At 61.3% G+C, this 24,821-nt stretch carries 18 protein-coding genes; 15 read left to right on the forward strand and 3 right to left on the reverse strand.

The window, feature by feature from the left end:
* Positions 1-58: 58 nt before the first annotated feature.
* From VR74_RS06270 to VR74_RS06290, 5 genes are all read left to right on the forward strand, one after another.
* The gene (locus tag VR74_RS06270) at positions 59-2,131 is read left to right on the forward strand and encodes an alpha-galactosidase (RefSeq protein ID WP_299949728.1); all 2,073 of its coding nucleotides are present in this window, start codon (positions 59-61) and stop codon (positions 2,129-2,131) included.
* Positions 2,128-4,086, forward strand: coding sequence for a beta-galactosidase (locus tag VR74_RS06275; protein WP_045695243.1), 1,959 nt, complete (start codon positions 2,128-2,130; stop codon positions 4,084-4,086). Before VR74_RS06270 ends, VR74_RS06275 begins: the two co-directional genes overlap by 4 nt.
* Before the next feature lie 95 nt (positions 4,087-4,181).
* Positions 4,182-5,255 carry a GGDEF domain-containing protein gene (locus VR74_RS06280; protein WP_299949730.1) on the forward strand — a complete coding sequence of 358 codons (1,074 nt, stop codon included), beginning with the start codon at positions 4,182-4,184 and terminating at the stop codon, positions 5,253-5,255.
* Positions 5,256-5,374: 119 nt separating this feature from the next.
* Positions 5,375-6,664, forward strand: a complete 1,290-nt coding sequence (locus VR74_RS06285) for a 3-hydroxyacyl-CoA dehydrogenase (protein WP_299949733.1) — start codon at positions 5,375-5,377, stop codon at positions 6,662-6,664.
* A gap of 79 nt (positions 6,665-6,743) precedes the next feature.
* A complete protein-coding gene (locus VR74_RS06290) occupies positions 6,744-7,181 on the forward strand; it encodes a host attachment family protein (protein WP_045695246.1) in 438 nt (145 codons plus the stop codon).
* A 15-nt stretch (positions 7,182-7,196) separates the two neighbouring features.
* On the opposite strand, the gene VR74_RS06295 is transcribed toward VR74_RS06290, so the two are convergent.
* Complete coding sequence (locus VR74_RS06295) at positions 7,197-8,849, reverse strand: BCCT family transporter (protein ID WP_299949734.1); 1,653 nt, start codon at positions 8,847-8,849, stop codon at positions 7,197-7,199.
* A 265-nt stretch (positions 8,850-9,114) separates the two neighbouring features.
* Between VR74_RS06295 and VR74_RS06300 the strand changes: the two genes are divergently transcribed.
* The 10 genes from VR74_RS06300 (at position 9,115) to VR74_RS06345 (ending at position 23,163) form a co-directional block, all read left to right on the forward strand.
* The gene (locus VR74_RS06300; protein WP_045695247.1) at positions 9,115-11,694 is read left to right on the forward strand and encodes a TonB-dependent receptor; all 2,580 of its coding nucleotides are present in this window, start codon (positions 9,115-9,117) and stop codon (positions 11,692-11,694) included.
* Positions 11,695-11,775: 81 nt separating this feature from the next.
* Positions 11,776-13,785 carry a tetratricopeptide repeat-containing sulfotransferase family protein gene (locus VR74_RS06305; RefSeq protein ID WP_045695249.1) on the forward strand — a complete coding sequence of 670 codons (2,010 nt, stop codon included), beginning with the start codon at positions 11,776-11,778 and terminating at the stop codon, positions 13,783-13,785.
* Positions 13,782-14,267, forward strand: coding sequence for a MarR family transcriptional regulator (locus tag VR74_RS06310; RefSeq protein WP_045695250.1), 486 nt, complete (start codon positions 13,782-13,784; stop codon positions 14,265-14,267). The genes VR74_RS06305 and VR74_RS06310 overlap by 4 nt, the downstream gene beginning before the upstream one ends.
* Positions 14,268-14,323: 56 nt before the next feature.
* The gene (locus tag VR74_RS06315) at positions 14,324-15,184 is read left to right on the forward strand and encodes an SUMF1/EgtB/PvdO family nonheme iron enzyme (RefSeq protein WP_299949736.1); all 861 of its coding nucleotides are present in this window, start codon (positions 14,324-14,326) and stop codon (positions 15,182-15,184) included.
* A gap of 114 nt (positions 15,185-15,298) precedes the next feature.
* On the forward strand, positions 15,299-17,503 hold the full coding sequence (locus VR74_RS06320; protein ID WP_045695252.1) for a Tex family protein: 2,205 nt from the start codon (positions 15,299-15,301) through the stop codon (positions 17,501-17,503).
* 67 nt (positions 17,504-17,570) lie between these two features.
* On the forward strand, positions 17,571-18,326 hold the full coding sequence (locus VR74_RS06325) for a TIGR00730 family Rossman fold protein (protein ID WP_299949738.1): 756 nt from the start codon (positions 17,571-17,573) through the stop codon (positions 18,324-18,326).
* A 157-nt stretch (positions 18,327-18,483) separates the two neighbouring features.
* A complete protein-coding gene (locus VR74_RS06330; RefSeq protein WP_045695255.1) occupies positions 18,484-20,289 on the forward strand; it encodes an NAD(P)/FAD-dependent oxidoreductase in 1,806 nt (601 codons plus the stop codon).
* Positions 20,290-20,311: 22 nt separating this feature from the next.
* Positions 20,312-21,475, forward strand: coding sequence for an acyl-CoA dehydrogenase (locus VR74_RS06335; RefSeq protein WP_045695257.1), 1,164 nt, complete (start codon positions 20,312-20,314; stop codon positions 21,473-21,475).
* 64 nt (positions 21,476-21,539) lie between these two features.
* Positions 21,540-22,349 carry a crotonase/enoyl-CoA hydratase family protein gene (locus VR74_RS06340; RefSeq protein WP_045695258.1) on the forward strand — a complete coding sequence of 270 codons (810 nt, stop codon included), beginning with the start codon at positions 21,540-21,542 and terminating at the stop codon, positions 22,347-22,349.
* 22 nt (positions 22,350-22,371) lie between these two features.
* Entirely contained in the window at positions 22,372-23,163 is a 792-nt protein-coding gene (locus VR74_RS06345) for an SDR family oxidoreductase (RefSeq protein ID WP_045695259.1), read from the forward strand.
* 94 nt (positions 23,164-23,257) lie between these two features.
* Here VR74_RS06345 and VR74_RS06350 read toward each other — a convergent pair whose 3' ends face one another.
* Positions 23,258-24,136, reverse strand: a complete 879-nt coding sequence (locus VR74_RS06350) for an alpha/beta hydrolase (RefSeq protein WP_299949740.1) — start codon at positions 24,134-24,136, stop codon at positions 23,258-23,260.
* Between the two features lie 69 nt (positions 24,137-24,205).
* Entirely contained in the window at positions 24,206-24,796 is a 591-nt protein-coding gene (locus VR74_RS06355) for a TetR/AcrR family transcriptional regulator (RefSeq protein ID WP_045695262.1), read from the reverse strand.
* Positions 24,797-24,821 lie beyond the last annotated feature (25 nt).

Consider the following 24,821-nt stretch of genomic DNA (forward strand, 5'->3'; position numbering starts at 1 on the left):
GACAGGATTCTCCGCGCTGCGTTCGTGGGGATCGCCGCACCGGATGAAGGGGAACGGATTGCAAACAAATTCTCTCACCAGTGACGGCGTCAGCTGCACAATCGCGCTCGTTCCGGGTTCGGGCTTCAAACTGGCCTATCTGGGGCCGGCTGCCGGATCAGACAAGCACCAGAACGTGCGCCCCGCCGTGCTGCCCGCCAGCCCCGATCATGTTCCCGGTCCCAGCCTTATGGCAGCGCGGGGCGCGGGATATGCCGGGGCTGGCCTGGTCGACGCGATCTGCCAGCCCTCGGGCCGGCGGATCAATCTGTCGCCCAGACACATGACGCAGGTGTCTGAAACCGAACTCGTGCTGCACGCTGGAGATGAAACCTGCGGCGTCGAAGCAGAAACCAGGCTCAGCCTCGAATACGGCGTATTGAAAATCCGGACCATTATCCGAAACGCCGGGGGCGAGGTAGTTGACCTCCACCGATGCGTCGCCGGCCTGGTCCCCTTACCGGATTGGGCTGATGATACCGTCATGACGCACGGCGGATGGGCGCGGGAAGGGCACGGGTCACGGCGTCCGTTGGGGGCTGGAAGGGTGCAACGCGTGGGGCGTCTGGGGCGGAGCGGCTTTGATGGGTCTCCCGCCGTTACAATTTGCGAACGTGCCGCTGGCACGGACAGTGGACGCGTAATGGCCTTGCACCTGGCCTGGAGCGGAAGCCATTCCATCAGCGTGGAGCGGCTGCCTGACGGCTCCGGCGAAATCTGCGCCGAAGCGCAATATGAGCCTGGTGAAATCAGGCTCGCGCCGGGGGAGCAGCTGGAGACACCCGAGCTCATCGTCGTGATCGGAACGAGCGGGTTTGACGAATTGCAAGCCCGTCTTCACCGCCTCGCACGAAGACTATCAAGAGAGGTCTTCAGGCCAGTTCACTTTAACACGTGGGAAGCACGCTATTTCGACCTGAACGAGGACGCACTTGTCGCGCTGGCCAAGGGCGCGGCTGCTCTTGGTGCTGAGCGCTTCGTACTGGACGATGGATGGTTTGCCGGCCGCCGGGATGACACGACCAGTCTGGGCGACTGGGAGCCGGACCCGGACCTTTTTCCGCACGGCCTGGCGCCATTGGCCGGCAGGATACGCGAGCTCGGCATGTCATTCGGCCTGTGGGTCGAGCCTGAAATGGTCAGCCGCAAGAGCCGGCTTCACGAGCAGCACCCGGACTGGGTCCTGGGCTACCCGGATCCTGACGCACCGACCGGACGAAACCAGCTGGTTCTGGACCTTTCCAACAGGGATGTTCAGGATCACTTGTACGCGCGGCTGTCCGCGTGTCTCGATGCTGCGCCCATCGAATATTTGAAATGGGACTGCAACCGCGAGATCTATCCGGACACGGTTGATGGCGTTGCCCGCGGCACGCGTCACGTGATCGGCGTTTACAGCCTGATGGACCGGCTTCGAGCGCGATATCCACAGATCGAGATCGAAAGCTGCGCGAGCGGTGGCGGCCGGATCGACTTCGGGATACTGCCGCGCGTGACGCGGTTCTGGGCAAGTGATGCAACAGACGCCCTCGACCGGATACGCATCCAGCGTTCACTTTCGGCCTATATTCCAATGGAGATGTTAGGATGCCATGTCGGGCCGGCGCCCAATCCGATTACAGGCAGGGTATTTTCAATCCGCTTCCGGGCGCTGGTTGCCATGTTCGGACACTTTGGCCTTGAGCTCGACCCTGACAAACTGTCGGCATCCGACAGGACAGCGCTTGCCCATGCGATACAGGTACACAAGCGGTTCCGGCCGTGGATGCATTCGGGGCATGTCCGCGCGATTCCCAGTGCCGACGCAAATCTGGATATCACCCTGATAGAGTCAGCCGATGGTAACCACGCCCTTGTCAGAGTACTCAGAACAGGGATGGCCCCTTATTCTCTCCATCCCAATATCGCTATTCCCGGGCTGGATCATTCCGCATCATTCGCTGTCGCGGAAGTCTCGTTTGATGGTGGTACCGATACAGGGCTCGGTATCGCATCTGCCGAAGGGCTCGCCTGGACCGGCCTTGACATGGACCCTATCAAACCAAATCAGGGCAGGCTGTTTTACCTCAGACGCATCACGGAGAATGCATGACAGGCCTCGGTGTTTGCTACTATCCGGAACACTGGCCCGAAGTTGACTGGGCGGACGATGCGCGCCGCATGAAGCGTTTGGGGCTGGACCGGGTCCGGATCGGCGAATTCGCCTGGAGCAGAATGGAGCCAGCGCCCGGACAGTTTGACTGGGACTGGCTCGACAGGGCGATTGAGGTGCTTCATGGCGAAGGCCTTGGCATCATTCTCTGTACGCCAACAGCGACACCCCCCAAATGGCTGGTGGACCGGCATCCGGATATCCTTCCCTGCGACAGGCATGGCCACCCCAAAAGGTTCGGCTCGCGACGGCACTACTGTTTCTCCTCCGGGACATACCGGCGGGAGAGCGCGCGGATCGTGACTGCGCTGGCCAGCAGGTATGGCGAGCACCCGGCGGTCATCATGTGGCAGACCGACAATGAGTTTGGCCACCATGGTACGCACGAGAGCTTCTCGCCGGATGCGGTCCGGGCGTTTCGTGTGTGGCTGGAAGAACGGTACAAGACGATCAGCGCCCTTAATGCGGCGTGGGGAACGGCGTTTTGGTCCCAGACATATCGGTCGTTTGATGAGGTCGATCCGCCAAATGCCACCGTGACCGAGGCCAATCCGTCCCATCGCCTCGACTATCGGCGATTCTCCAGCGACGAAATCTGTGCTTATAATCAGATGCAGGTCGATATCCTGCGCGAACTCAGCCCCGGGCGACCCATCGCGCACAACTATATCGGCGATTTCACGTTGTTCGATCATCATGATATCGGTGCGACGCTGGATTATGCCACCTGGGACAGTTACCCGATCGGCCTGCTCAGCGAAGGCGATCACAGCCATGCGGACAAGGCCCGCTGGCTGCGCAATGGCCACCCGGACTTTGCCGCCTTCAATCATGATGTCTTCCGCCACTGTTCGCCGAACTGGGGCGTGATGGAGCAGCAGCCGGGACCGGTAAACTGGGCTACGCACAATGCCGCGCCGGCGCCAGGCATGGTCCGGCTGTGGACATGGGAGGCCTTTGCCCATGGCGCTGATTTCGTCAGCTATTTCCGCTGGCGGCAGGTGCCATTTGGCCAGGAGCAGACACATGCAGGATTGCTGGGGCCCGACCGCCGCGATTCGCCAGCCATTGATGAAATCAGGCAGGTAAAAGACGAAATGGAACGGATCGGATCGCTGGAACGGGTGCGCGCGCCCGTCGCGATCCTCTACGACTATCCGAGTCTGTGGCAGCATGAGATCCAGCCGCATGGGCGGGCCGGGTCCGTGCTCGAAATGAGCCGGTCCATCTATTCTGCCTGCCGCCGTCTCGGGCTGGACGTCGATATCGTGCCGCCGCGTTCTGACCTTGAAGGGTACAGACTGATCCTTCTGCCAAGCCTGACGATTGTGGATGACGATCTTGTCCGGCGGTTGGGGGAGTCAGGCGCGGCCGTGCTGGCGACCCCCTTGACCGGTTCACGGACCGGAGAGGGGCATATACCCGATGGACTGGCGCCGGGGGCCTTTACTGATTTGATCCCCATGCGGGTTGACCGCTTTGAAAGCCTCGCGCCCTTCATCCGGCTGGATGTCGAGGCGGAAGGCAAGGTCTACGATGCCGGTCTCTGGCGCGAGTCCGTGACCAGTCCGGCAGATGTTCGCGCGCAATTCGCCAATGGCGAACCGGTATGGCTGCAGCATGAGCATTATCACTACCTGGCATGCTGGCCCGGCGATGAGCTGTTGGATCATGTCTTGCGCCGCCTGTGTGAGGAGGTTCACCTGCCGATACGCGACACCGGGCCGGGGCTCCGGCTGCGCCGCGCCGGAAACGTGCAATTTGCGTTTAATTATGGCCCGGCAGCCTGCGATTTGAGGTCAATTGGCGCCCCGGCTGACGAGAGTGCCTTCCTGATCGGCAGCGCGCATATCCCGTGCGCCGGGGTATCAGCCTGGCGTCTGTCCCAGGAGTAGGGCTTTGCCGTGCCGCAGCGTTAACGAGTAGGAAAACATGCTCCAGTATTTGATTCTATATTGGAAATGAAATGGTAATGGACTGGAGCGGTTCCATGCAGGCAGCATTGCGCAAAAACGAGACCCCGAGGCGCCAGAACAGGGCGTCACTCGACTTTGTCGAAGTGTACAAGAATGCCGGAAAGGCATTCGGGTTGATCGAGCGCTACCGGACGCCTCCTTTTCCCGGTACCTATGCCCTCTGGTACGCCTATGTATCAGGCACGGATTGCGAACTCATCAGTCGGATCGACGATTTCCTGGCGAAGAATGGCGGTCTGAATCCCTACGATATCGAACAACTCTGTCTGTCGCTGGAGGCGCAGGGCGGCCAGGATATCGACACCAAAAATGTTGGCCAGGCCGTGGAGCAGGAACTTGAAGGCATTCTGAAGGTCATTGCATCTGGCGCCGAGCGAAGCGACAGTTTCAGGAACGCATTGAGCGATGTCCAGAAAAGCTTGCCGGGCTCAAAGACCAGCGAAGACCTTGATGCGATCGTGTCAAAGCTTGTTCAAGAGAACCAGCGTATGGCCGATGCGACCCGGCAAATGAATGATAGTCTCGTTGCATCCCAAAGCCAGATTCAGACCCTGAACCAGGAGCTGGCCAGCGCCCGCATCCAAAGCCTGCGCGACCCGCTCACGTCCCTCTGGAACCGGGGGGCATTCGACAGGCGGATCATGGAAGAGGTTCAAGAGGCGGAGGCGTCAGGGCAGCAACTCTGCCTTGCCATGGCGGACATTGATGAGTTCAAGATGGTAAATGATACGTACGGCCACCAGCACGGCGATGAAGTGCTGCGCAGGTTTGCGTCACTCATCGGTGACAACATCAAGGGCCAGGACATGGTCGCGCGATATGGCGGGGAAGAGTTCGCGATAATTTTCCCGAAAACCAGCGTCCTGTCGGCCTATAATCTCCTTGTGAAGATCAAGCACCAGTTCGAAGAGTTGAAAATTCCAGTCGATGGATGCGACGGGACGTTTACAACGGTGACGGCCTCATTCGGTGTTGCACGGTTCGAGATGGGCATGACGGTGCGAGATCTGATCAATCAGGCTGACACCTACCTGTTCGAAGCCAAGAAGGCCGGGCGCAATCGCGTCAAGGCAATCGGGTTTGCCTGACCGTCTGCCAGCGCATTCTTACCACTCTTGAGGTTGATGGCCGGGGCGCGTAGCGTAGGAGAGTTATGCTATTCAAGCGCAATCCCAATCGTAGAACACCCATCTGAAAGCCAGCCACAATGCCTGCAATCATCATGTCTCCCGAACAGGTTTCTGCCTATATCGCCCAGGCCGGACGCGATGCCTGGAAGGTTCCAGGCCTTCCGGCTGATACGCCGCTGCGCGAGATCAGGTCGGTTGGCGTGATCGGCGCCGGCACGATGGGCGGCGGCATCTCCATGAATTTCGCAACGGCCGGGATTCCGGTCCGCATCCTTGAAACGAAGCAGGAGGCGCTTGATCGCGGGCTTGGTGTGGTGCGCGGCCACTACCAGCGCAGCGCCGACAAGGGCCGCTTCCCGCAGGAGGACGTTGGCGTTCGCATGGGCCTCCTTACCGGAACGCTCGACATGGAATCGTTCTCTGATTGCGATCTCGTCATCGAGGCCGTGTTCGAGGACATGGACCTGAAGAAGAGGATTTTCAGCGATCTGGACCGGATCATGAAGCCGGGTGCGATTTTGGCCACGAATACATCCGCACTGAACATCGACGCGATCGCCAGCACCACCAAGCGCCCGGAGGATGTCATTGGCCTGCACTTTTTCTCGCCGGCAAACGTGATGAAACTGCTGGAAATCGTTCGCGCCGATCACACGGCTGACGACGTGATCGCGACCTGCATGGACCTTGCGAAAAAGATTAACAAGGTTGCAGTTCTGGTCGGGGTTTGCCCCGGATTCGTCGGGAACCGGATCCTCGCTGCGCGGCAGGCGCAGGCGCAAAAGCTGGTCTATCAGGGCGCCATGCCGTGGGATGTCGATGCGGCGTTGAACACGTTCGGTTTCCGGATGGGCCCCTACCAGATGTCCGACCTGGCCGGTCTCGACATTGGCTGGAAAAAAGGCGCTAAAACGGCCAATCCGATCCGGGATGCCTTGTGCGAGATCGACCGGCGCGGCCAGAAGACAGGTGCGGGCTATTACGATTATGACGAGAACCGGAACCCAGTCCCGTCCAGCGTCACGGCTGAAATCATTCGTGATATTACGGGGGTCGATTCCGCGGCGGCCCCGTCTGTCGAGGCGATCATCGCAAGCTGCATCCATCCGATGATCAATGAGGGCCTGAAAATCCTCGAGGAGAAAAAGGCCCAGCGCGCCTCGGACATCGATGTTGTCTGGCTCAACGGCTATGGCTGGCCTGCCGACAAGGGCGGCCCGATGCTGTATGGCGATATGGTGGGGGCAGAGACGGTACTGGCGACCATGGAGCGGCTGGGAGCTGACGATGAGCGCTTTGCGCCGGCAGAGTCCCTGAAGCGTTTGGCGCGGGATGGCGGACGGTTCACCGAGGTTCCGGCCGGTTAGGCAACAGCTGGGGAGCAATACGTAGTGACGCCTTGCCACTGGGCGTAAGATAATTGGACGAAAGCCGGAGGAAATACTCATGAAGCTCAAAAACGGAACCTGGGTAATTGTTTGCGATGCCGGCAAGTTTCTGCTGCTCGAAAACAATGGCGATCAGGATGTGATGGACCTGCGCGTGGTCGACCATGAGGAAGTGGCAAATCCGAGGACGAGCGAACAGGGAACGGCCCGACCGGGCCGGTTCCAGAAGACTTCGGATCGACGCGGCAGCACCGTGGAGACCGACTGGCATGCGCTCGGAGAAATCCGTTTTGCAGAAGATCTTGCAGACCGGCTGGACCGATGGGCAGGCCAGGACCGGTTCGACGGACTTGTCATCGTGGCCGACAGCCGGACGATGGGTGTCTTGCGCACCGCCTTGTCAGAACAGGTGAAGACGCGCGTTTTGGCGGAAATCCAGAAAGACTATGCGCATCGCACCATCGAATTCATCGAAGACGCACTCGCCAAAGCGTAGGAGCTCGCACCGGCGCTAGGACCCGGCAGGCTCTGCCGCCTTGTCGACTGTTTCGGCATTCATCTGCTTTTGGTCGTCCCTCATGCCCATATAGAGGCTGAGGCAGCAGACGAGCAGGATGACAGTGAACGGTAAAGCTGCCGTGATCGTACCTGCCTGTAGCGATTGCAGGACATCCGTACCGCCGCCATACAGCAGTGCCGACGCTGTCAGTCCAAGCGCCGTCGCCCAGAACACGCGTTGTCCGACAGGTGAATCCGTCTTGCCGCCACTCGTTATCGTGTCGACAACCAGTGCGCCGGAATCAGCCGATGTCACGATGAATATAACAAGCAGCATGATGGCCACGGCCGAAGTGATTTCGGGGAAGGGCATTCCCGCAAGCATTTCAAACAGGACGAGGGATGCGCTGGTCATATCGCCTGCCAGCTCACCTGTGCCGGATTGGTGCTGGGCAAGCGCGGTTTTGCCGAAGGCGGAGAACCAGATCACGCAGATCGTGAACGGCGCCAGCAAGACGACTGCGAAATACTGCCTGACAGTGCGGCCGCGGGAAATCCGGGCAATGAACATGCCGACAAAGGGCGACCAGGAAATCCACCAGGCCCAGTAGAATATCGTCCAGTCGTGGAACCAGAGAATGTCCGTTCGTCCGATCCAGCCGGTCAGCGAAGGTGTGTCGCCGACATAGGACAGGAAATTCTGGCCGATGCCTGTAAAGATCGCGATGGTCGGCCCGGCAATGATGACGAACATCAGCAAGGCGAAGGCCAGGCCCATGTTTATATTGCTGAGCAGCTTTACGCCGCCATCCAGTCCCCGGAGGACAGACAGGACCGCCAAACCGGTCATCGCGGCGATCAAGCCAATCTGCAGGCCGGGATTGGGCTCGAACCCAAAGAGGTAGGCGAGCCCGCTCGCTGCCTGCGTCGCGCCGATTCCGATTGTCGTGGCGAGGCCGAAGATGGTTGATACCACTGCGAACAGATCGATGATGTGCCCGGGCCAACCCCAGATCCGCTCGCCCAATATGGGGTAGAAGGTGGAGCGGATGCTCAGCGGCAGTCCCTTGTTGTGGGCGAAGAAGCCGAGAGACAGGCCGACAGTCGCGTAGATGGCCCAGGGGAAGAGGCCCCAGTGGAAAATTGTGGCGCTGAAGGCGAGCCGCTCAGCCGCCGGCGTGCCGGGCTCGACACCCAGCGGTGTGCCATACCAGTCAGTATAATAGGCCAGCGGCTCTGCCGCGCCGTAAAACATGAAGCCGATGCCGACGCCGCAGGCGAACAGCATGGCGATCCATGAATGGATCTTGAAGTCGGGTGTGGCATCCGGGCCGCCAAGGCGAATGCGGCCAAGGGGGCTCACGCAAAGCGACAATGCAAAGAGCAGGACAATGATGGGTGTGATAGCGAACAGCCAGTCAGCGCTCTGCAGAGTCCATGTCTTGGCCGCCACGAGTGTCTGTGTCGAGGACTCGGGGAAGATCAGCGTAGCTGCTGAGAAGAGCAGGACCAGGCCGGCGCTGAGGAAGAAGACAGGGTTGTGAATATCGAAGCCCAGCACTTCGATATTGTCCTGACCGACTTCGTAGTCAGTCTCGTATTCAAACAGCGGTTCTTCACCGGTGATCGGGGCGTCAGGCTCTGGAGTCGTTGATTCGATGGTCATGGCCGGGTTTTGCAGGATAATATTCCATTATCAAAGTAAAATGCTGCACTGATGACAGCGCCCGCCAGCGCCTATGGCAGAAAAACTGCGTAAAATGGGGCTAAAATGCAACAGTTCGTGGCTTCTCCGGACAAGCGCACGGCAAAAGCCTTTTTATTGTCGAAGTTTATGATAGCCCCGAAAGCCTATCGATCAGTCGTCGTTTCACTTGTCGCGCCTCGCAATGGCGCGGGTGACGACTGGAGCTGACCTAAAGGGACGACAAATGAACAAATTAATGTATGGCGCTTCGCTGGCGGCAATGGCTGGCCTTCTTACTCCGATGGCTGTTGCGCAAGAGCCCGCGCCAAAGGCGCCGAAACAGGAAACTCGCCGCCTCAAGGCTGTCACTGTCACGGCAACAAAGCGAAGCGAAACCGCCCAGAGCATTCCGGTTGCTGTGGTTGCGCTGGGAGAAACCGAGCTCGACAATCTGGGGGTCAAGAACTTTACCGATTACCTTGTCCAGCTTCCCGGCGTCACGGCGGGCGGTTCCGGGCCGGGACAAAGCACGATCTATATTCGCGGTATTGCGTCGACCACGCCGAACCTGACCACCGCAGGCGTTGCCGGCCTGGCGCCCAATGTGGCGCTTTACCTTGACGAACAGCCTGTCTCGCAGCCAGGGCGCAATCTCGACGTTTATGCCGCAGACCTTGAGCGCGTCGAAGTGCTTTCCGGACCTCAGGGCACCCTGTTCGGCGCCAGCTCGCAGGCCGGTACGGTCCGCCTGATCACGAACAAGCCGCAGCTCGGCCGGTTCGAGGCCAAGGTGAAAGCGTCGACCTCGTTCACCGAAGGCGGCGACATGAGCAACAGTGTCGAGGCGGTCATGAACCTGCCTGTCACGGACAATTTTGCCGTGCGCGGTGTCGTTTATACCGACAATCAGGGCGGCTATATCGACAATGTCGGCGGCGTGCTGGACGCGTCGCAGTCGGCGCGCTTCCGGCCTGCCGGAACGGTGCGCGAAAACGGTACGGTTGTTCAGCCTAATCGTGCAGGCTTCCAGGCGGGCGCAGACCTGTCGGACGTGAACTTCATTTCGGCCAACAACGCGTCGATCGCCGAGAAGAACATCAATGATACCAGCTATCAGGGCTTCCGCCTCAGCGCTCTCTATGAATTCAGTGCCGACTGGCGGCTCAATGTGGCCCATGCGCAGCAGAGGCTTGATGCGGACGGCGTTTTCTTCGCCGATCCTGAACTCGACGATTACGATGTCGTGAGGTTCAGCGAAGACAAGATCGAAGACAGCTACCACAATACGAGCTGGACACTGGATGGCCGGATAGGGGCGCTTGAGGCGGTTTATACCGGGGCCTACACGGAACGGACGACTGACCAGATTGTCGATTATTCCGACTATCTTTTCGTCGCTCAATACCTGCCATATTATATCTGCGACGGCTCTGTCAGCTATCCGGGTGCGGCCGCACCCAGCGGTACATGCTACGCCCCGAGCCTGTTCGTGAAGTCGAGCACCGAAACCGAAATCCAGACGCATGAACTCCGTTTCAACACGCCGGACACGTACCGCATCCGCGCGACCTTTGGCGGCTTCTTCAGCGACCTGGAGCTGCGCGAACTGAATGACTTCACCTATCCTGGCTCGACACAGATTCTCGGTTTCAACGGTGAGGTGGGCTTTGCGCCGAACTATCCGCTGACCAATACGGCGGTCACCGGGGCTGTCGGGAACGCATCGCCGGGCTATTTCAGCGAACCCGGCCCGTTTCCGGCGGGCGTCATCTTCCGCAATGACGTGAAGCGTACAGACAAGCAGCTCGGCCTCTTCGGTGAAGCGACGTTCGACCTCACCGACCAGTTCGCACTGACGGTGGGTGCGCGCTGGTACGATATCGAAGTCGACCTCGATGGCAGCGCGAACTCGTCCTTCTCCAATCTCGGCCAGACCGATGATGCGCAGGCCTTCGGCACGAACATCTCGGCGCAGTTCGCTCCGGGCAATGCCGTGGGTGCACCAGACAAGGCCGCGACAGACGGCTTTATCTACAAGATCACGGGTGAATGGACGCCAACGGACAATATGTTGTTCTTTGCAACCTATTCTGAAGGCTTCCGGCCCGGCTTGCTCAACCGTCCCGGCGGCGCACCAGGCCCGAACGGATATACGGTTCCCTATGCACTTGATACCGATGAAGTGAAGAATTACGAGATCGGCTGGAAAACCGAACTGTTCGACAATTCCCTCCGGCTGAACGGCTCGGCCTTCCTTGTCGAAATCGAAAACCTGCAGACGACAATCTTCGATCCGTCCATCGTCAACCTGTTCTTCTCCGACAATGCGGCGAATGCCGAAATCCAGGGCCTTGAGGGTGAGTTCACCTGGGCCCCTGCGTCGGTTGACGGCCTGACGCTTGCCGGTGCGTTTTCGTTCCTCGACACGGAGGTGACGGAAGTCATCACGCCAACGGATGACGTCCTGCTTGGGTCCGAGCTGGCCTTTGCGCCGGCCTATCAGGGCAATATTCGTGCACGGTATGAATGGGATATGGAACGCCGCCTGGCGGGTTCGTCCCTGCGGGCGCATGTGATGCCGCAGATCGTATTCTCCGACAGTTCCTTCAGCGATATTATCGAAATCAACAAGGCAGAGATCGATGGCTGGGTGACACTGGGCGCAACGCTCGGAGTGAGTGCCGACAAATGGACGGCAGAATTGTTCGGCTCGAACCTGACGAACGAGTACGCAGAACTTGCGAACAATTTCGTGTTTGACCGCGAACGGGTGACGCCCGTCCGGCCACGCACGGTCGGCGTTCGCGTGTCCTTCTCATACTAGGCACACGATCCGACTTGAATTGATGCCGGCGCCCTGACACCTTCAGGGCGCCGGTCTTTTCTGGAGCACCTGAAACCCTTCATGCCAAGTCTTGCTGACATCGACGACACGATCAAACGGGCACAGAAGGCCTTGCAGGCCGGTGATCTGGACAGCGCGACCGGCGCGGTTGAGGCGGCACTGTCGCAGGATCCGAACAATCGCGATGCGCTCTACATTGCTGCCGTATGTGCCCGGTATGACAATCGCGACGATGATGCGCTCCGCTATCTGGCGCGCCTGAAGTCGGTCGTTCCCGATTTTGGCCGCGCCTATCAGGAAGAGGGACATCTACGGCGCAAGATGGGGGACAGTCTGGCCGCCCTGGCAGCCTATCAGAGAGCGACACGCTACAATCCGGTCCTGATCGCAAGCTGGAACGCGCAGGCTGAGCTTCTGGCAGCGCAGGGACATACCGCTGCCGCATCGGCCTCCCTTGCCCAGGCACAGCGCCTCAGCGGCTTGCCGCGCGAACTGCTGGCTGTCACGAACCATATCCATGAAGGCCGCACCTTCCGGGCGGAGGAACTGGTCAGAGCGTTCCTGAAGCGCCACCCTACCCATGTCGAGGCCATGCGCCTGCTGGCGGACATTGGCGGGCGGCTCGGCGTCCAGGAGGATGCACATTTCCTTCTGGAAAGTGCCGTTGAGCTCGACCCGGAAAATATCCAGCTGCGCCTCGATTTCATACAGGTGCTGCGCAAGCAGCAAAGGTTTGCGGATGCCCTGGAACAGGCCCGGTGGCTGACGGCAAGGGAACCGGACAACCCGGTTTTCCTGTCACATTTCGCGATTGAGAGCATGCAGGCGGGAGATTATGAAACGGCGCTGGAGACATTCGAAAAAGTCCTCGCCCTGGTCCCGGATGACCCCGCGACTTTGACGTCACGCGGGCATGCCCTGAAGACCTATGGCAAGACGCCCGAGGCCATCGCATCCTATCAGGCGGCGACCCGCGTGGCTCCTCAGCTGGGCGATGCGTGGTATGGGCTGGCCAACCTGAAGACATACGACTTCAGCGATGGCGAACTGGGCAGCATGTCGGCCGCTGTGGCTTCCGGTGAACTGGACCACATGTCCCGCATCCATATTGCCTTTGCCCTGGGAAAGGCGCTGGAGGACAGGGAAGAATACGATGAAGCCTTTGCGCATTTTGCCGAGGGCAATGCGCTGAAGCAGCAGACGACGCGCTATACGACCGAGCAGATGCTGGACGAGTTCGCGGCGCAAAAGGCCATCTGCACGTCAGCCCTGTTCGATGCGCGGACTGGGAAGGGGTACGGCGCGCCGGACCCGATTTTCATAGTGGGCCTGCCGCGTGCCGGTTCGACCCTGATCGAGCAGATACTCGCCTCGCACCCTGAGGTGGACGGCACACTTGAACTGCCGAACATCCTGGCCCTGTCCCACCGGCTTCGCGGACGCCAGAACCTTTCGGATCGCGAACGCTATCCGCGTGTCCTGCAGGAGATGCCGGATGCGGACCTGTCGGCGCTGGGGCAGGAATATATCGAGACGACGCGGATCCATCGTCAGGATGCGCCTTTCTTTACGGACAAGATGCCGAACAATTTCCGGCATATCGGCCTGATCCACCTGATCCTGCCGAATGCCCGGATCATTGATGCGCGCCGCAATCCGATGGATTGCTGCTGGTCCGGTTACAAGCAGCTGTTCGCGGAAGGTCAGGAGTTCACCTACGGCCTGGATACGATCGGGCATTATTATCGCGCCTATGTCGACCTGATGGACCATTGGGACGCTGTCTTGCCGGAGGGGCGGATCCTGCGCGTCCAGCATGAGGATGTTCTGGATGATATCGAGGGACAGGTGCGGCGCATTCTGGACTATTGCGGCTTGCCCTTCGACCAGCGCTGTGTGGACTTCCACCAGACCCGGCGCGCCGTGCGGACGGCCAGTTCCGAACAGGTCCGCCAGCCGATCAACAAGAACGGGCTTGAACAGTGGCGGCCCTATGAGGCACATCTGACTGCGTTGAAACTTGCGTTGGGGCCTGCCGGTCCGGCGCCCGAACAAGGTCAGGTCCAGTGAACCAGCGGTCTGTAGATGCCCTCATTGCCCTGCGCAAGATACAGCGGGTGACCGAACTCGCCTCCCGGCGCCTTGCGTCAACGGCTGGTCTGACGCCCTCCCAACTGGCTGTCCTGCGGTTGCTGGAAAAGTCTGGCGAGTTGTCATCGGGAAGGATTTCCGAAGCTACGCTTCTGAAGCAGGCCACGATTACAAGTCTGGCCGATAAGCTGGAGGCGCGCGAGCTGATTGCCCGGCGGCGCTGCGACGAGGACAGGCGACGCGTCTGGCTGCGGCTTTTGCCAGCGGGTGTCGCAGTTCTGGCCGACGCGCCCGATCTGCTTCAGGAGACGTTTTCGGACCGTTTCAATGATTTGCCCGACTGGCAGCAATCCCTGATCGTGTCGGCGCTGGAGCAGGTGTCCGGCCTGCTGGACGCCGATGACCTTGATGCGGCACCCGCGCTGGATGTCGGCGAACTCGACGAGGCTGTGACCGGTTGAGGCCAGTGGGGATCCCTGCGGGCAGGCGCTGCGTCTCATGGCATTTGGGCTGTGCGTTGCTGGCGTTTGAGCTGGTCAGCCTGTCCGCTTGCGGCAAGGCCGAAACCGGGCCTCAGCCTGAGGCACTCATTGCTGCGCCAGCAGGTGCGAGTGATGTGTGCGACAGTGCGGAAGGCATTGCCGAGGTTCCGGCGGGGACGCTGACGCTGCGCGGAAACACATATGAGATTGCCGCCTTCAGGCTGGACGTGACCGAGGTGACGTCGGCGCGGTTCGCTGAATTCGTGGCGGAAACGGGCTATGTCACACTGGCTGAGCGGGTGCTGGAGGATGGGCAGCGCAACGGGTCGGCCGTGTTCCGCAAGCCTGTCTCTGTGGGGGAAATGAACTGGTGGGTCTTTGATGCCGTGGCCAGCTGGAAAGACCCGGACGGCCAGCTGGGAGGCCATGAGCCGGGCCCACTGGAACCGGTGACGCACATCGCGCAGGCCGATGCGGAGGCCTTTGCGGCGTGGTCAGGGGGGCGTCTGCCGACGGAGGCGGAGTGGGAATATGCGGCGCATGGGGGCGACGAGGTGCCTGAGGTGGGGCCGCAAGGGCGTCACAACGCGCCTGATGCCAATTCATGGCAGGGCTTGTTCCCTGTGGAGAACCTGTCGCGCGATGGCTATCCCGGACTGGCGCCGGTCGGCTGTTTTCCGGCCAACGGATATGGCCTGCGGGACATGAGCGGGAATGTCTGGGAATGGGTGCAGCCGGATGCGCGCCGTGACCGGGCGGGCAAGGGGCTGCTGGTTGGCGGCTCCTACCTTTGCGCCGAGAATTTCTGCCGGAATGCCAATCCGTTCGGGCGGCAGGAACAGGATGCCGGATTTTCCGCGTCGCATATCGGCTTCCGGGTCGCGTATGATGGCTAAATCGCGGTCCGGGCCGTTAAAGTAAACGCGCTGTGAACGAATTGGCGGGCAAACGGAGGTCTGGCGTTTTTGTGCGCCATCCCATGCCCCTCCGAAACTGCACAAGGCCCTCACATGTCCACTGCCACCGCCCGTTCCACAACCATCCCGGCCGTCCCGGTCAGCCGCATCATCGCCCGTGAACTGGGCGTGTCGGAGGCGCAGGTCATCGCGACCATCGCGCTGATTGATGATGGGGCGACGGTGCCGTTCATTGCACGGTATCGCAAGGAGCGGACGGGCGGGCTGGACGATACGCAGCTGCGCAACCTGGCCGAGCGCCTGACCTATCTGCGCGAACTGGATGAGCGCCGGCAAACCGTGCTCAAATCCATCACGGAGCAAGGCAAGCTGACGCCCGACCTGGAACGCCAGATCGCCGGTGCGGAGACCAAGGTGGCACTGGAGGACATCTATGCGCCCTACAAACCGAAACGGCGGACCAAGGCGATGATTGCCCGTGAAGCCGGTCTCGAACCGCTTGCCGACCGCTTGCTCGCCAATCCGGCGCTTGTGCCGGGCAAGGAAGCCAGCGCATTTGTGTCTGCCAAGAAGGGGGTGGCTGATATGGAGGCCGCGCTGGAAGGCGCCCGCCAGATACTGATCGAGCGCATGGCCGAGACCCCGCGCCTTGTTGGCACCATTCGCGAGAATGTCTGGACTGGCGGGCGGCTTGGCTCGAGCATGGTCAAGGGCAAGGAGGCGGAAGGCGCCAAGTTTGCCGACTATTTCAAGTTTGATGAACCGATCAAGGAGATGCCTTCGCACCGGGCGCTGGCGCTGCTGCGCGGCGAGAAGGAAGGCGTGCTGAAGGTGAAGCTGGACGTGCCGCATGAACCCAAGGGGGACCACCCGGCAGTGGGCATGATCATGTCTGAATTCGGCATCGCGAAGAAGGGCCGGGCAGGGGATGAATGGCTGGCCGATACGGCCCGCATGGCATGGAAAGCCAAGCTGGCCGCGTCCAGCGCGAGCGACCTGATTGCCCGCCTGAAGGAGCGCGCCGATTCCGAGGCCATCCGCGTGTTTTCCCGCAACATGCATGACCTGCTGCTGGCTGCGCCTGCGGGGCCACGGGTCGTCATGGGTATCGACCCGGGCATTCGCACCGGCTGCAAGGTTGCGGTGGTCGATGCCACCGGCAAGCTGCTGGAGACCGTAACGATCTATCCGCACGAACCGCGCAAGGACTGGCAGGGCGCGATGGCGAAGCTGGCAGAGCTGAGCAAGCGTCACAAGGTGGAGCTTGTCAGCGTCGGCAATGGCACGGCAGGCCGCGAGACGGACAAGCTGGTCGCGGAACTTGCCGCCCGGATGCCGGAGCTGAAACTGACCCGCATCATGGTGTCAGAGGCCGGGGCGTCGGTTTACTCGGCGTCGGAACTGGCGGCGAAGGAATTCCCGACGCTGGATGTCAGCCTGCGGGGGGCTGTGTCGATTGCGCGCCGTCTTCAGGACCCGCTCGCCGAACTCGTCAAGATCGAGCCGAAGGCGATTGGCGTCGGCCAGTACCAGCATGATGTGGACCAGGCGGCGCTTGCGCGCTCGCTGGATGCCGTGGTGGAGGATTGCGTCAATGCCGTCGGCGTGGACGTGAACACGGCCTCTGCGCCGCTGCTGGCCCGGGTGTCAGGCCTCAATCCGACGATTGCGGCCAATATCGTGACCTATCGGGACAAGAACGGCCCGTTCAGGACGCGGGCGGCCCTGAAGAAGGTGCCGCGCATGGGGCCGAAGACTTACGAACTTGCCGCCGGTTTCCTGCGCATCATGGATGGCACGAACCCGCTGGATGCCTCGGCGGTGCACCCGGAAGCCTATCCGGTCGTGACCCGCATTTCGGAAAAGACCGGGCGTCCGGTCAAAGGCATCATTGGCGACAAGGCCTTCCTGTCGACGCTGAAGCCTGCGGCCTTTGCGGATGCGGAGTTCGGTGTGCCGACCATCACCGACATCCTCGCCGAACTGGAAAAGCCGGGGCGCGACCCGCGGCCGCAATTCAAGACGGCCACGTTCCAGGACGGGGTTGAGGAAATATCGGATCTGAAGCCGGGCATGCGCCTTGAGGGCGTGGTAACGAATGTCACCGCCTTCGGTGCCTTCGTGGACGTGGGCGTTCATCAGGATGGCCTGGTGCACATATCCGAACTGGCCGACACATTTGTCAAAGATCCGCATGACGTGGTGAAGGCCGGCCAGGTGGTGCGTGTTCTCGTCAAGGATGTCGATGTCAGCCGCAAGCGGATCGCCCTCAGCATGAAGAGCCCGGAGGGCAAGTGACCCCTGTGCATTGCCGGATGGGGGCATGCGGGGTTAACTCGCATCTCTTTGTGAAGGAGGGACGATGATGCCTGACGAAAACGACGGGCGGGAAGAGACCTACAAGCTCGCCGCGCTGGATACCGATTTCATCCTCGGCGACTCGATGCGCGGCGCGCGCTTCATGATGGAATATTCCAAGGCCGAGGAGCATTTGCGGGCCAAGAAGATTATCTCGACCATTGTCGTGTTCGGGAGCGCCAGGGTTCGCGAGGACGGCGACGCACATCAGGCGGCGGTCTATGCGTCCGCCCGTGAGTTCGGCCGGATCGCATCGGAGCGCGGCGGCGCGCTTTGCCATAATGGCGGCCTGCGGGAAAACGTGATCGCGACCGGCGGCGGGCCGGGCGTGATGGAAGCCGCCAATCGGGGCGCGATGGACGCGGGCGCGGTGACGATTGGCTTCAATATCGCCTTGCCGTTCGAGCAGGAACCGAACCCCTATATCACGCCGGACCTGTGCTTCCAGTTCCACTATTTTGCCATGCGCAAGATGCACCTGGCGATGCGGGCGCGGGCGCTGGTCATCTATCCGGGCGGTTTCGGCACGATGGATGAGCTGTTCGAGCTGCTGACACTGACCCAGACCGGCAAGGCCCCGCCCATTCCCGTTGTGCTGTATGACCGGGCCTTCTGGTCCCGGATCATCAATTTCGAGGCCCTGTTCGAGGCGGGTATGATTGCGGAAAAGGATCTCGACATCTTCGAATTCGCCGACAGCGCGGAAGAAGCGTGGGAAAGCCTTGTGTCGCGAGGACTGGCCATCTGGCCTGCTGACGCCTAGCCAATCCGCGTGCGCCGGGTCAGGTGCCGCAAGGGAACAGATTTTCAGGACCGAATAGCGAGCTAGACTGGTCTTCCAGAGGGGCGACGCTATGTGCGCAAGCCTCCGCAGGCGCGCGCGGTGATGCCTGCAATGCTGATAACGGGAGTGACAGGTTATGGCCTCAGGCGACGTAATAGAAGAGCTGGGACTCGATCCCGACGAACTGCGGTCGAAATATCGTGAAGAGCGCGACAAGCGCCTGCGCAGCGACGGCAACGAGCAATATGTCAACATGGTGGGCGAGTTCGCGCACTATATCGAAGACCCGTACATCAAGCGCGTCGAGCGGGCGCCGCTGACCGATCACACGCATGTTGTCATCATTGGCGGGGGCTTTGGCGGCCTGCTGGCAGGGGCGCGGCTGCGCGATGCGGGCGTCAAGGATATCCGCGTGATCGAGAAGGGCGGCGACTTTGGCGGCACCTGGTACTGGAACCGCTACCCCGGCGCGGCCTGCGATATCGAGAGCTATATCTACCTGCCGCTGCTGGAAGAGACGGGCTACATGCCGGTCGAGAAATATTCGCGCGCACCGGAAATCCTGGCGCATAGCCGCCGCATTGCCGAGCACTACAACCTGTATGACAAGGCCTGCCTGCAGACCGAGATTACCGGACTGAACTGGGACGATGACGCCGCTGTCTGGGTGATCGAGACGGACCGGAGCGACCGCATGACGGCCGATCATGTGGTCATGTCGAACGGGCCGCTGAACCGGCCGAAGCTGCCGGGCATTCCGGGGGTGGAAAGTTTCAAGGGACACAGCTTCCATACGAGCCGCTGGGACTATGACTATACGGGCGGGGATTCCTCCGGCGGGCTGACGGGCCTGAAGGGCAAGCGGGTCGGCATTATCGGGACAGGCGCGACAGCCGTGCAGTGCGTGCCGCATATCGGGGAAGCCGCCGAGCAGCTCTACGTGTTCCAGCGCACGCCATCCTCGATTGATGTGCGCAACAACAGGCCGACCGATCCTGACTGGGCGAAAAGCCTCACGCCCGGCTGGCACAAGGACCGTATGGAGAATTTCAACACGCTGGTGTCCGGTGGCTTTGCCTCGCAGGACCTGGTGATGGATGGCTGGACGCATATCATCCGCAACCTGCTGTTCATTGCACAGCAGGAGGGCAACAAGGACCTCAGTCCGGAACACCTGGCCGAGCTGGCCGAGATTGCCGATTTCCAGAAGATGGAACAGGTGCGCGCGCGCGTCGACGAGATCGTCAAGGACAAGGCGACGGCAGAGGCGCTGAAGCCCTGGTACCGCCAGTTCTGCAAGCGGCCCTGTTTCCATGACGGTTACTTGCCGACGTTCAACCGGCCGAATGTGGAACTCGTCCATACCGATGGGCAGGGCGTGGAGCGGATTACCGGGAACGCGATCATTGCCAATGGCAAGACCTATGAGATCGACTGCCTGATCTATGCCACGGGATTCGAGGTCGGCACGGAATACGCACGCCGGGCCGGCTATGACGTGGGCGGGCGCGACGGGCGCAAGCTGTCGGAGCATTGGGCCGAGGGCTATCGCAGCCTGCACGGGATGCTGGTGAACGGCTTTCCGAACCTGATCGTGATGGGCACGGTGCAGGCAGGCTTCACGGCGAATTATCCGCATCTTCTGGACGAGCAGGCCAAGCAGATTGCCTACCTGATTACCGAGGCAGAGAAGCGTCAGGCGAAAGTGTTCGAAGTGAGTAAAGAGGCCGAAGCGGCCTGGGTCAGCGAGATCATCAGCAAGGCGATGATGCGCGAGAAATTCCTCGAGGAATGCACGCCGGGCTATTACAATAACGAGGGCAAGCTGAGCAAGATGGCGCGGCAGAACACGTCCTATGGGGCCGGGTCCAACGCCTATTTCGCGATCCTAGAGGGCTGGCGCAGCACAGGCGCGATGGAGGGCCTGGAATTCCACACCTGAGACCCGCAAGAGGAGCCGCGCGATGGATTTTGAGCTAGCCGAAGAATACCGGATGCTGCGCGACCTGGTGCAGCGTTTCGTGCGCGACGAGCTGATGCCGCTGGAGGCCGGCGTGCTGGCGCGGGATGCCGAGGGGCAAGGCGCTTACCTGGTTGAGAGCGAGCACAGGCGGCTTGATGCGGTGTCGAAGGAGATGGGCCTGTGGAGCCTTGATGCGCCCGAGGATGCGGGCGGCATGGGCATGCCGCATGTGGCGCTGGTCGCGGTGAACGAGGCGCTGGGATCGACAGTGGCGCAATACACGCTGCCGCCGGATTCGCCGAACCTGCAGATGCTGATGGCGACGGTGAACGCGCAGCAGCGCGAGGCATATCTTGAGCCCTATGCGCGGGGCGAGACAATCTCGGCCATCGGTATTTCGGAGCCTGGCGCGGGGGCGGACCCGGCGGGCATGCTGACCAGGGCCGTGCGCGACGGCGACGACTGGGTAATCAATGGCCGCAAGATATGGATCACGCGGGCGGCGGAGGCGGACTTCACGATCCTGATGGCGATTACCGACCCCGAAAAGCGGGCGCGGGGCGGCATGTCGGCCTTCCTGGTGGATGGCGATACGCCGGGCTTCAATGTGCTACGGCGCATTCCGATGCTGGGCGGCGAGTACACTTACGAGGTAGTGCTGGAGGATTGCCGCGTGCCGGGCTGGAAACTGCTCGGCAAGGAAGGCGACGGCTTCGGACCGATGCAGATTCGCCTGGGCACGCGGCGCATGGAGATGGCGGCCTGGTGCATTGGCGCGGCGCAGCGGGCGCTGGACATGATGTGCGAATATGCGCCCCAGCGCGTGACCTTCGGGCAGAAGCTGTCGCAGAGACAGTCAGTGCAATGGTGGGTGGCCGATGGCGCGGCGAGGATTCATGCGGCCAGGCTGATGGCCTATGATTGCGCGTGGAAGCTGGACAATGGCCGCGACGTGCGCACGGAAATATCGATGCTGAAATACTACGCGACCGAAATGGCGCAGGAGATGATCGACAATGCCATGCAGTGCTTCGGCGCGATGGGAATGACCAAGGAGATGCCGCTGCACCTGTTTGCGGGGCGGATCCGCAACATGCGGATCTATGACGGGCCATCGGAGGTGCACCGCATGGTGGTGGCGCGCAACCTGATGGATACGCGCTGACATTGAGTGCGGGGCAGGCTGAGACTAAAGTGAATTTCGGAAAACACAGAACAGGACGGATCAAGTGAGCGAACGGATTACAATCAAGGTTGAAGACGGCGTCGCAGATGTGCGCCTGGTGCGCGAAGACAAGATGAACGCGCTGGACGATGCGATGTTCGCGCGGCTGATCTCGGCGGCAGAAGAGATCAACGCGGACAAGACCATTCGCTGCGTCGTGCTTTCCGGGCAGGGCCGGGCGTTCTGCGCCGGGCTGGACATGGGCAATTTCGCGAAGATGGCTGAAGGCAAGCGCAGCGAGAACAGCGTTGCCGGCGGCGGGCTGGCGGCGCGGACCTATGGCATTGCCAACCGGGCGCAGCAGGCAGTCTGGGGCTGGCGCACCTTGCGCGTGCCGGTGATTGCGGCGGTGCACGGCGTGGCGCTGGGCGGCGGCTTCCAGGTGATGCTGGGCGCTGATATCCGTATCGTGCACCCGGACACGAAACTGTCGATCCTCGAAGTGAAATGGGGCCTTGTGCCCGACATGAGTTCGACCGCGATCATGCGGCGGCTGGTGCGCGAGGATATTATCCGGGAGCTGACATATACCGGCCGCATGTTCTCTGGCGTGGAAGGCAAGGAATATGGTTTCGTGACGCATGTGTCCGAGACCCCGCATGAGGATGCGATGGCGCTGGCGCGCGAGATTGCATCGAAAAGCCCGAGCGCGGTGCAGACGGCGAAGAAACTGTACAATCACATTGCCGACAAGGATGATGGCGAGGCCCTGCTGACGGAATCCGTTCTCCAGGAGGAGTTGATGGGCACCAAGAACCAGATTGAGGCCGTGATGGCGGGCCTGCAGAAGCGGGCGGGCAATTTCGCCGACTGACAGGCTCCGGAGGAGGGTAGGCATGATCGATTATGATGGCAAGGTGGCGCTGGTGACCGGTGCGGGGTCCGGCATCGGACGGGCCCTGGCGCAGGCGCTTGTTGCCCGGGGTGCCAAAGTGGTCTGCGCCGACATTGATGCAGAAGGCGTGCGCGAAACGGCGGAGGGCCTCGGCGAGCGGGCATTGGCCATCGTATGCGACATGGCCGATCATGAAGTGGCGGAGACGCTGGTGCACGATGCGGGAACCTGGCAGGGGCGGCTGGACCTTGTGTGTTCGAATGCCGGGATCGGTCTCAACCGACGGATCATCAAGCAGGAACTGGATGAGCGGGCCGAGCGCCTGTTCGAGGTGAACCTATTCGCGAACCTGCGCATGGCGCAGGCCTATGCGCGCTGGATGGAGGCGCAGGGCGGCCGGGGGAGGCTGATGATAACGGGGTCCGAGAATTCGCTGAGCGTGCCTGGCGCCGTGCGAGGCAGCGGGCTGGCCCTTTATGCGGCGACCAAGCATGGCGTGCTGGTCATGGCCGAGTGGATGAAGCTGGAATTCGAGGCGGGCAATGTGCCGGTGGATGTGCATGTGCTGATGCCGGGCGCTGTCTATACGGCGCTGATCGCGAAGCATTTGCCGGACCCGGGCATGGCCCGGCCGGAGCTCAACCTGATCATGCCTGACCGTTGCGCGGAGATTGCCCTGAAGGGCCTGGATCTCGGCCTGTTCTATATTCCGACACATGCCCACATTGCCGATGACATGCAGCCGCGCATGCGGGGCGTGGCCGAGGCGGTGGAGGCGCTGGGGCTGAGCTGAGCGTGGGCGAATCCCGCTCTCCCCACGCTCTCCTTCCCCACGCTCTCCTTCGACTTCGCTCAGGATGTGCCTTCAAATATTCGGGTTGGCCGGTCTAAAGGAAGCTTTTCATGTCCGCGATGAAGCGGTTGAACTGGTCGTGGTGGAGCCAGTGGCCGGCGTTTTCGTAGAGCTTCACCTCGGCCTGCCGGAAGTGTTGTGCGCGGCCGTCTTCTTCCGGGTTGGAGGCCCAGCTTTTCTCGCCATAGAGCAGGAGCGTGGGGCAGGTGATCGCTTCCCACAGCGTCTCGATATCCTCATACGGGATGTCATAGGGCGTCATGACACGGAAATAATTGTCAAACTTCCAGGAATAGGTGCCGTCTTCGTTCTGGCTGATGCCATGGACGGTTAGGTGGCGGGCCTGTTCGTCTGTCAGGTAGCTGTTTTCGGTTTTCATGCGCTGGTAGGCGTCTTCGAGCGTGGCGTATTTCTTCGAGGTGCGGCCGGCGGCGGCGCGCTTGGAGTCGATCCATTCGCGCATGCGTTCGCCGGGCGGCTTGTTGTAGCGCTCTTTCAGCAGTTTCGGAGACGGGCCGAGGCCCTCGATGGCGACGATCTTGCGGACCTTTTCCGGGTAGATGCCGGCATAGCGCAGGGAGATTGCACCGCCATAGGAATGCGAGACGAGGGTGACGGGATCGAATTTCAGCTGGTGGATGAGCTGGGCGAGATCGTAGACGCAGGCGCGGACGGAATATTCGCCATCCTCCGACCAGGCGCTGTCGCCATGGCCGCGCAGGTCTGGCGCGACGACGTGCCAGTCCTTGCTGAGTTCTTCGGCGACCCAGTCCCAGCTGCGGCAATGATCGCGCCCGCCATGCACGAGGACAAGCGGCGGGGCGTCCGGATTGCCCCAGTCGACATAGTGCAGGCGCAGGCGCTGGGAGATGAAGCTGTTCGAGGTGGGGCCGGAGAAATGTGTCATGGGCATGATTTGCCCGGCTTTGCCCCTTGCTGTCCAGAGCGGCGAGGGCAGGGTGACGCGAGGGCGGGTGGGGCGTCAGGCTTCCAGGATGGACATGATGGAGGCGCGCATGAAGGGGAGCATCGTCACCGGATCAAGATCGGGGTGGCGGAGCATTCGTATGGCCAACCCGTCGAACAGCGTGAATAGCATGTCGATGCGGCCGTCCGTATTGTCGAGCTGGAGCTTGTCGCGCAGCAGCCTGGAGAAATTGGCCCGGACGATCGCGTCATGGGCCTGCATGCGTTCCGCGATGGCGGGATTGCGCTGGGCCTCGGCGATGATTTCAAGGCTGAGGGCCGACTTGAACGGGTCCGTGAGGCTTCGAACCCCTTCTTCTGCCCGTTCGACGAGCGCGTCGCGCAACTGGTCCGGTGGCGTGTTTTCGAAATTGGACAGCTTGTCGGTCTGGAGGCCGTTTTCCCGGTCGACGATGGCCGCGATGATGGCGTCCTTGCCGTCGAAGTAATGGTAGATGTGGCCGGCGCTCATGCCGGCCTGCTCGGCGATGCGCGCCATGCCGGTGCCATGAAAGCCCTGTTCCACGAAGCAGGCGGTCGCTGCGTCAAGTATCTGCTCACGCCGTGCCTGGGCACGGGGAGATTTTTTCTCAATGGCTGGGGTCATTTTTTCAAAACTTCCAGTTTTGCCC

The sequence above is a fragment of the Hyphomonas sp. BRH_c22 genome, assembly GCF_000961795.1.
Lineage (GTDB): Bacteria > Pseudomonadota > Alphaproteobacteria > Caulobacterales > Hyphomonadaceae > Hyphomonas.

Bases quoted from the DNA above. Each gene is read 5' to 3' on its own strand.
- VR74_RS06320 (WP_045695252.1), top strand. From the start codon at position 15,299: ATGTCCACTGCCACCGCCCGTTCCACAACCATCCCGGCCGTCCCGGTC.
- VR74_RS06290 (WP_045695246.1), top strand. From the start codon at position 6,744: ATGAAGCTCAAAAACGGAACCTGGGTAATTGTTTGCGATGCCGGCAAG.
- VR74_RS06295 (WP_299949734.1), bottom strand. From the start codon at position 8,849: ATGACCATCGAATCAACGACTCCAGAGCCTGACGCCCCGATCACCGGT.
- VR74_RS06275 (WP_045695243.1), top strand. From the start codon at position 2,128: ATGACAGGCCTCGGTGTTTGCTACTATCCGGAACACTGGCCCGAAGTT.
- VR74_RS06300 (WP_045695247.1), top strand. From the start codon at position 9,115: ATGAACAAATTAATGTATGGCGCTTCGCTGGCGGCAATGGCTGGCCTT.
- VR74_RS06330 (WP_045695255.1), top strand. From the start codon at position 18,484: ATGGCCTCAGGCGACGTAATAGAAGAGCTGGGACTCGATCCCGACGAA.
- VR74_RS06335 (WP_045695257.1), top strand. From the start codon at position 20,312: ATGGATTTTGAGCTAGCCGAAGAATACCGGATGCTGCGCGACCTGGTG.
- VR74_RS06345 (WP_045695259.1), top strand. From the start codon at position 22,372: ATGATCGATTATGATGGCAAGGTGGCGCTGGTGACCGGTGCGGGGTCC.
- VR74_RS06355 (WP_045695262.1), bottom strand. From the start codon at position 24,796: ATGACCCCAGCCATTGAGAAAAAATCTCCCCGTGCCCAGGCACGGCGT.
- VR74_RS06285 (WP_299949733.1), top strand. From the start codon at position 5,375: ATGCCTGCAATCATCATGTCTCCCGAACAGGTTTCTGCCTATATCGCC.
- VR74_RS06350 (WP_299949740.1), bottom strand. From the start codon at position 24,136: ATGCCCATGACACATTTCTCCGGCCCCACCTCGAACAGCTTCATCTCC.
- VR74_RS06280 (WP_299949730.1), top strand. From the start codon at position 4,182: ATGCAGGCAGCATTGCGCAAAAACGAGACCCCGAGGCGCCAGAACAGG.
- VR74_RS06325 (WP_299949738.1), top strand. From the start codon at position 17,571: ATGCCTGACGAAAACGACGGGCGGGAAGAGACCTACAAGCTCGCCGCG.
- VR74_RS06305 (WP_045695249.1), top strand. From the start codon at position 11,776: ATGCCAAGTCTTGCTGACATCGACGACACGATCAAACGGGCACAGAAG.